Source organism: Mesorhizobium sp. LHD-90 (assembly GCF_030929505.1).
Classification (GTDB): domain Bacteria; phylum Pseudomonadota; class Alphaproteobacteria; order Rhizobiales; family Rhizobiaceae; genus Kumtagia.
Genome location: NZ_JAVFVV010000057.1, coordinates 1 through 1,275, shown reverse-complemented (window position 1 = coordinate 1,275; position 1,275 = coordinate 1). Strand labels below are relative to the sequence as shown.

The following is a 1,275-nucleotide window of genomic DNA, read 5'->3' as shown; positions in this document are numbered from 1 at the left end:
TGACCTGCCCCCGGTAATTTCCTCCAGTTGAGATTAGAGTCCGGCCCTTGTTTGAAGGACGGACTGATGAAGAGAAAGCGGTTTACGGAAGAGCAGATCATTGCGGTTTTGCGCGAGCATGAGGCGGGAGCGAAGGCGGGCGATCTGGCCCGCAAGCACGGGATCTCCGAGGCGACGCTGTATAACTGGAAGGCGAAGTATGGCGGCATGGATGTGTCTGACGCCAAGCGTCTAAAGGCCCTGGAAGACGAGAACGCGAAGCTGAAGAAGCTGCTCGCCGACCAGATGCTGGAGGCCTCGGCGCTGCGCGAGCTTCTGTCAAAAAAATGGTAGGGCCCGCTGCCAAGCGTGAAGCCGTCGCGCATCTGAGGTCCGCCCTGGGCCTGTCGGAGCGGCGGGCCTGTTCCTGCGTCGGAGCCGATCGCAAGATGATCCGCTACCAGTCAAGGCGTCCGCCGGAGACAGAGTTGCGCACGCGGTTGCGCGACCTCGCCAACGAGCGACGACGCTTTGGCTATCGACGCCTGTTCATCCTGCTGCGGCGGGAGGGCGAGGCATCCGGAGTCAACCGCATCTACCGTCTCTATCGCGAGGAGGGCCTGACGGTGCGCAAGCGCCGGGCCCGGCGCCGGGCGATCGGCACGCGAGCCCCGATCCTGGTCGAGGCGCGGCCGAATGCGCGATGGTCGCTGGACTTCGTCCACGATCAGTTCGTCTGCGGCCGGCGCTTCCGCGTGCTCAACATCGTCGACGACGTGACCCGTGAATGCCTTGCCGCGATCCCGGACACGTCGATCTCAGGCAGACGGGTTGCTCGCGAACTGACGGACCTGATCGTCCAGCGTGGCAAGCCGGACATGATCGTCTCTGATCACGGCACGGAGTTCACCTCGAACGCGATCCTCGCCTGGTCGAAGGATCATCGCGTCGAATGGCACTACATCGCGCCCGGCAAGCCGATGCAAAATGGCTACGTCGAATCCTTCAACGGCCGGATGCGCGATGAGTTGTTGAACGAGAGCCTGTTCTTCGGGCTCGACCACGCCCGAAGCGCCATCGCCGAATGGAGACAGGACTTCAACACCGCGAGGCCGCATTCCTCGCTCGGCTACCAGACCCCGGCGGCCTTCGCCGGAACCCTCACCGCAACCGGCTCCGACGCTGCGCTGATTGAAGGCTCCGCGCCTCCGCCGGTTGCTCAACCCGCGCCCTATGGCGTAACTGAAACGGTCGAGGCTCTAATCCCTGCTGGATGAAAGTTCAGGGGCAGGTCAC

The 1,275-nt window shown here is 63.5% G+C and carries 1 protein-coding gene; it reads left to right on the top strand.

Features of this window, described 5'->3' with window-relative positions:
* Nucleotides 1-66: 66 nt before the first annotated feature.
* A protein-coding gene (locus RB623_RS30260; protein WP_308060987.1) for an IS3 family transposase occupies nt 67-1,256 on the top strand; the annotation gives its coding sequence in 2 pieces (ribosomal slippage) (nt 67-319 and nt 319-1,256; 1,191 coding nt in all).
* Nucleotides 1,257-1,275 lie beyond the last annotated feature (19 nt).